The sequence below is a fragment of the Psychromonas sp. SR45-3 genome, from assembly GCF_014163575.1.
Lineage (GTDB): Bacteria > Pseudomonadota > Gammaproteobacteria > Enterobacterales > Psychromonadaceae > Psychromonas > Psychromonas arctica.
The window spans coordinates 1-6227 of record NZ_JACJDP010000069.1; the positions used below are offsets into that span (position 1 = coordinate 1).

At 36.2% G+C, this 6227-nt stretch carries 6 protein-coding genes; 1 reads left to right on the forward strand and 5 read right to left on the reverse strand.

The genetic code is table 11. The annotated features are described in order from the left end of the window. Positions 1-245 precede the first annotated feature (245 nt). The 5 genes from H5084_RS18910 to dctP all read right to left on the reverse strand — a co-directional run bounded on the left by H5084_RS18910 (position 246) and on the right by dctP (position 5005). Entirely contained in the window at positions 246-1037 is a 792-nt protein-coding gene (locus H5084_RS18910) for an Asp/Glu racemase (RefSeq protein WP_310735773.1), read from the reverse strand. Between the two features lie 49 nt (positions 1038-1086). After that, on the reverse strand, positions 1087-1977 hold the full coding sequence (locus H5084_RS18915; protein ID WP_182692189.1) for a DMT family transporter: 891 nt from the start codon (positions 1975-1977) through the stop codon (positions 1087-1089). A 29-nt stretch (positions 1978-2006) separates the two neighbouring features. Further along, the gene (locus H5084_RS18920) at positions 2007-3344 is read right to left on the reverse strand and encodes a TRAP transporter large permease (RefSeq protein ID WP_182692190.1); all 1338 of its coding nucleotides are present in this window, start codon (positions 3342-3344) and stop codon (positions 2007-2009) included. Further along, the gene (locus tag H5084_RS18925; RefSeq protein ID WP_182692191.1) at positions 3341-3880 is read right to left on the reverse strand and encodes a TRAP transporter small permease; all 540 of its coding nucleotides are present in this window, start codon (positions 3878-3880) and stop codon (positions 3341-3343) included. The genes H5084_RS18920 and H5084_RS18925 overlap by 4 nt, the downstream gene beginning before the upstream one ends. 75 nt (positions 3881-3955) lie before the next feature. Beyond that, positions 3956-5005 carry a TRAP transporter substrate-binding protein DctP gene (gene dctP / locus H5084_RS18930; protein WP_182692192.1) on the reverse strand — a complete coding sequence of 350 codons (1050 nt, stop codon included), beginning with the start codon at positions 5003-5005 and terminating at the stop codon, positions 3956-3958. 537 nt (positions 5006-5542) lie between these two features. On the opposite strand from dctP, the gene H5084_RS18935 reads away from it, so the two are divergent. Continuing rightward, positions 5543-5872: a multidrug efflux SMR transporter gene (locus tag H5084_RS18935; protein ID WP_182692193.1), complete on the forward strand. Its 330-nt coding sequence runs from the start codon at positions 5543-5545 to the stop codon at positions 5870-5872. The last annotated feature ends 355 nt before the right edge of the window (positions 5873-6227 follow it).

Below are 6227 nucleotides of genomic sequence, written 5' to 3' on the forward strand. Positions count from 1 at the left end.
TGGTCTGATCCCATTTGATTACGTCAATGCTTGCCTTGATGAACTGTGCAAACCAGAACCCGATATCGATAGCTTGTTACCATGGAATGTTAAAAAGTAGGTGTGGTTCGCTAGACGCTTACCTTACAACAACTCCATCTTGCCTTAGGAGTTTTCCTATGCAAAGAAAAAATTTCAGACCTAACCTAAGTAGTGAAGAAGAAAATAATACTAGACTTTTCTATGCACTTTCAACTTTAACATTATTAATCCGCGTTAAGTAAACGCCCAAAACCTGGACAGTGTGCTACTTCCCCTGTTAGGGCCATAGCATGCCAAAACATAGCAGAATTACTGCTTACGAATGGGCGCTTATACATAGATTCAAAAAGCTCGATATGATCTAGTACTCGTAAATTAGTACAAGACATAAACACTGCCTCAGCATCACTATCAAGAAGCATTTTATCAAGTGCATCAATCATAGATTGTTTTGAAATAGTGGTAATATCTGTATCTTTTTTGATACCAAGAGAAGTTAATGCAACAACCTCAAAGCCTGCTTTTATTAGTTGTTGATAAAGAAAGAAATTAACATCTGATGGGTAAGGGGAGAATATTGCAATCTTTTTTGCAGCTAGTTTTTTAAATGCAGCTTGTGCAGCAGTCCAGGGGTTCGTCGCGGGAATATCACCTCGACCTTCACGTAATAACTGCCCTACTCTATTTTCACCGAGTATAATCGTTGCAGACGTGCAGCCAAAGGCCATGACATCCATCGGTAAATCAGTTGCAATTAGTTGAGCGGTTTTTGAGATACCTGTTGCAATCAGGTCGAATGCCTCCGGATGCATTTCACCACTATAATAAACCCGTGAACTAAACACGGCGGCTTGAACGCCAATCAATTTTGCCCAATCCATTTCTAATGTATGGTCTGTACTTAATTGTACTAAACCAATATGCTTGCGTGACATTTTTGGTGCTGGTACATAATCAGCATGCACTTCCAAAGCGGCAAATTTTGCTCGCTCTGCTAATAGGGATTCATGAATCACATCAACTCCTTAAGTTATTTTAGCTACGCTATTCGTCACATTATTTTTCTTATAAAAATGGGGCGTCCATCTCTTTTATGTAAGCTTTTTTATGTTGAATACTTTCGTTATAAATATAATAAATCACAGCAACAAAAATAATTGCACAACCAATAAAAGTATTACCCCCTGGTTTTTCACCTAACATCAAAAACACGATCAGAGGTCCGACTAAAGGCTCTAGTAATAAACAGACACTTGTTTGTGTAGCATTGATGAAACGCGGTGCAATTTGTAACAATGTAAAGCCAATCGGCATAATAAATATTGCATTAATAAGCACAAGTACGGCATCAACTTCTTTATCTTGCACCTCTGGCACACCATTAAACAACGCAATCACTGTTAGTATAATACCGCCCCAAATAAGCCCAGGGCTGATATCTGTATCAGCTTTAGATTGTGCTAAATTAAAGTTAATTGCCATAAACACTGCGCTAGAGAGTGCTAACAAACTACTTATCCCAAACTGATTAATATCAGTAAAAGCAATAAAGACAATACCCGTTAGTACAAAGAAAATAGCGACAATTGAAAATATATGCATTCTTTGATTTAAAAAGAGCCAATTAATCAGAGCAGCAAATATAGGGGCGCTGCTTATAATAACCATTGTTGATGCCGCACCAATCGTTTGAATTGATATGGTGTAGCAATAAGTCCCCAGTGCAAACAGCAAACCACTTGCTACACCTATCCAACCAGCTTTTTTTATGACTACAAAAAAATCACTTTTGTATCTATAAAATACTAAGCCAGAAAAACCAATAATAAACCCAATACCTCGCCAAAAAATGACATCCATATGTGGAATTGATATCCATCGCATAATGACAACATCAGGAGCAAGTAACAGCACACCAAATATAGCAAGGGCAAAGCCTTGAGTATTTTTATTCATGGGATAGTCCATCTTTACTAATACTTACATCATTTATCAAACAGAATATCGCGAGGTAGCAATGCTATTTCAGGGAAGAAAATAAGCAATGCAGACATAAATAACAATATAACGATAAAAGGCGGTGTTCCTTTAATGACTTCCATATAAGGTTTCTCAAATATAGCTATCGCAGTGAAAATGTCACAACCAAAAGGAGGTGTCGCCGACCCAATCGCCATTTGTAATGTAATTAAAACTCCGACAAGCACAGGATCAAGTCCAGCAGCCGTAACTATTGGCATAAATATCGGGGTTAAAATAAGGAGCACGACAATAGAGTCAACAAACATACACCCAATAAAGAAAGACAATGCAATGACAAACATAATAAACTCAGGAGAAGAGTCGCCTAATTCCAATGGTTCCAGTAATGATTGAGGGATCATTTCAAAAGAAATATACCAAGAAAATGCTTGTCCAATACCCACCAAAATAAATACAACAGCCGTAATCAAACCAGTATTTAAAGCTGCCTTGGTAATATCAGAAAAAGTGAGCTCTCTATAAATAATGGCTTCGACAATAATCGCATACAAGACAGCAAAAGAAGCAGCTTCAGTTGGCGTGACAATGCCAGAATAAATCCCCCCAATGATCAATGCAGGAAAACCTAAAGGTAATAAAGAGTGCTTAATTGCGAGCACCTTTTCTGGCCATGTTTTTTTATCCACTAATGCGATGGAATCTTTATGTTTAACACTATAAACATAGCTATAGATACAAAATAAAAAGGCTAACACAATGCCAGGAGCAATACCTGCGACGAACAACTCCCCTACGCTTGTATTTGCTAACGTGCCAAATAAAATAAGCCCAATACTTGGAGGTATTAAATAGGCAATGTCACTCGCGTTAATAATTAAAGACATAACAAAGCTGTCTTTATATCCTGCTTTGAGAAGCTTTGGTCTCATTATCTGTCCAACAGACACTACAGTCGCTTGCGTAGAACCAGAAACAGAACCAAATAAAGTACAACTTAAACATGCTGTGATCGGTAATCCACCACGTTTATGTCCAATAAATGCTTCGATAAGTCCAAGTAAATAATTAGCGGTTTTCCCTCTTGTCATGATATCGGCAGCTAGAATAAACATAGGTACAGAAATTAAAGCAGTAGGAGAAATACCCGTTACCATTTGCTGAATAATCACCTGAGGGTCAACACTTGAAAAATGCAGTAAACCAATTAAACAAGCGACGGCAAGCGGTACAACCATAGGAAAGCTCAAAAAAAGCAAAATAATCATTGAGACAACGAGTGCAAAAGTAATCACATAAGGATCAAGTTCAGCAGAAAAAATATCAGCGATAAAATCAATCATAGTTTTATGTCCTGAGTATCTTTCGTTTCAATAACACTAAAAGATAAATATATTTCGGAGTGCAATAAATTCATAATAAAACTACAGCCATACTGCAATCCTGCTATAAAAAAACCAAAAGGAATAATTGAATAAACTAAATAAACTGGGATTTGTAATGCAGAACTGAGGCGATTAATATCACGAATTTCTAAGACATAGAAAAAAGCTTGATAGCTTAAATAAAACATTAATGCGGCAGAAGTAAAAGCAATGAATGTCGTTAATAGTTTTTGTTTTTTAAAGGTTAACATATCGTAAACAGCGGTCATTCTTATATTACGTCCCATTCGAACCGCATATGCAAAACCAACAAAAGTAACAATAACTATCAAAAATTGATTCAATTCTTCAGAGAAATAAAAGCTTTGATTAAAAAAATAGCGCCCGATGGCGTTACCCACAGAGTTCAGCATCATCAAAATGATACTCGCAGCAATAACAAAGGCTTCCAGTTTTTCAGTAACACGATTTATAATAAACAGAGGATTTTTCATAATGCAGCCTTGTTAAAATATAAGTAAACATAGCCCGCAAGTCGGGCTATGATATTGGACTAAAAGAGCATTTTATTACTCTAGATTTTTAGCGGCTGTTTGTACTTCTTGTTCTAAGTTGTTAATAATCTCTTGTGCACCTTGACGTGCTGCGGCTTGTTCACTTTCGGGATAAGCATTAGCAACAAGATCTAGATAAGTGTTATGAAGAGACTTACTTAATTCGATAAAACGTCCACGTTCTTCTTCAGTAAGCGTAATCACTTTTAAGTCAGGTCGTTCTTCAGTGATTTTGACCATGTTTTCGCTGTTAATGCGTACTTGATATTCAAACGCAGCTTTATCCGCAGCAGTAATAGCCTTGGTGACCATAGCTTGTTTTTCAGAACTTAACTTATTAAACCATTTGTTGTTTGCAGAAACGGTGCTTATATAAGGCTGTTGGCCAGGAAAGATCAGGTAGTCTTGAACTTCATGCCATTTAGCATTGTAGATAAAGTAGATAGGGTTAACCATTCCATCAATGGTTCCAAGCTGTAATGACCCGTACACTTCCCCCCATGACAGCGGAGTCGGAGTTGCACCAAACGCTTTATATGTTTCTGTAGGAATAGCTGATGTAAAAGTTCTTATTTTGTGATTATTAAAATCTTCAGGTTTATGAATCGGTTTATTTGATCCCCAAACCATATCGCCTTCGGACATCATGGAGAGTAACTTTAGATTAACGGCTTCAAATTTAGGGGATAATCCACTGTAAATTGACTTACTACTTGTTAATACCTCATGCACTGCTTTTTCATCCGCATTTAAGATATAGGGTAAACTTACCGCTTGTATTTCAGGTACATAAGATCCTATGTGTCCAGCTCCAACCGAAACAAATTGAATCGTGCCATTTGATGCTAATTCAACTATATCGTTTTCAGTCCCCAGTTGACCATAATAATAAATACGGACCTTAATATCTCCCTTAGATTCCTTTTTAATCACTTCAGCAAATTTCTGGGCATATATATCCTGCACATCATTTTTTGCTTCTTCTGATGCAAATTTCCATGTTTCAGCATGAGTTACTGCTGATAATGTAAATCCTAACATTAACGAAACGAGTGTTTTTTTCATGTTACTTCCTATGTATAAATATAAAAGAGACTCTGCGAGTTACGATAATTTAAAGTTAACAATATTGATCAAAAAAAACCAAACAAGCAACAAATAGTTAACAAAATGTAACCAAACATTAAATCAAAAATTAAATTCTGACAAGCAACAATAATAAAAATTAAAGAAATAGGAGATATAAATCACAGTAATATTGTCAATTTAACCTCTATTTAAAATAGAACAAGTAAAAGTTACTTTTATATCAACAAGTTAAGCTTAAAGTTTTCTAGTGCAAGTCACTTTATTTTATTCAAGGTAAATTATTGAACCAATAATTGATTATCGAGACATGATTTAACATGGAAATACACGAAAGTACGTTGCAGTATCGATTTGTATATCCGGAACTGAGATTACATAAATAAAGCCTTGTTCAAAGCTTCTTAAGCACTTAATAAACGTATTGATTAAGTCGCTGAATTTGCTATTGTCGCCGCAAAAATTCACATAAAAATAGTTAAGCGTGATTTTCTCTTAATATAAATAAGGACAGGTATGGGGTATTGGTATTTAGCCATTGCAATAGTGGCAGAGGTGATTGCTACGCTATCATTAAAAGCATCAAACGGTTTTAGTCAACTTTTTTACAGTAGCGTTTGCGTGGTTGGTTATATTGCTGCTTTTTATTTTCTATCCCTTGTTCTTAAAAGTGTACCTGTAGGTATTGCTTATGCGATATGGGCTGGAATGGGTATTATTTTAGTCGCGGCTATTAGCGCGATTATTTACAAGCAAGTTCCTGACTTGCCTGCAATCATTGGCATGGGACTTATTTTAGCCGGTGTTGCGATAATGAATTTATATTCAAAAACAGGCGCACATTAAATTTAACAGTTACTCTTCTTTAATAGTCATATTAGATTATTGGTAATGATCACTGATGACACGATTAAAGTCGCCGACAAGGCGAAAACACTGTTAATAGAAGCCAAACTGCCTCGACGAGCGCAGACGAGCTAAACACAAAATAACTCCACTAAATTAGATACTTAGCAGCAACACGCAGAGTGTGCGGAACGAGAATAAACAGCTAACAACACATATACTATTCAGTAACAATAAAACATCAACTCATCATGGACGAACAACCCCACCGTAAAGTTTTCCCAAATCATCAATGGCTTTTAGCAAAGCCAAACAGGATGTTTGGATTAGGCTCGTTTGGCACATGGATGTGCCG

Excerpts from the sequence above, each read along its gene's own strand:
- H5084_RS18915 (WP_182692189.1), bottom strand. The coding sequence starts at position 1,977 with ATGAATAAAAATACTCAAGGCTTTGCCCTTGCTATATTTGGTGTGCTG.
- H5084_RS18920 (WP_182692190.1), bottom strand. The coding sequence starts at position 3,344 with ATGATTGATTTTATCGCTGATATTTTTTCTGCTGAACTTGATCCTTAT.
- H5084_RS18925 (WP_182692191.1), bottom strand. The coding sequence starts at position 3,880 with ATGAAAAATCCTCTGTTTATTATAAATCGTGTTACTGAAAAACTGGAA.
- dctP (WP_182692192.1), bottom strand. The coding sequence starts at position 5,005 with ATGAAAAAAACACTCGTTTCGTTAATGTTAGGATTTACATTATCAGCA.
- H5084_RS18935 (WP_182692193.1), top strand. The coding sequence starts at position 5,543 with ATGGGGTATTGGTATTTAGCCATTGCAATAGTGGCAGAGGTGATTGCT.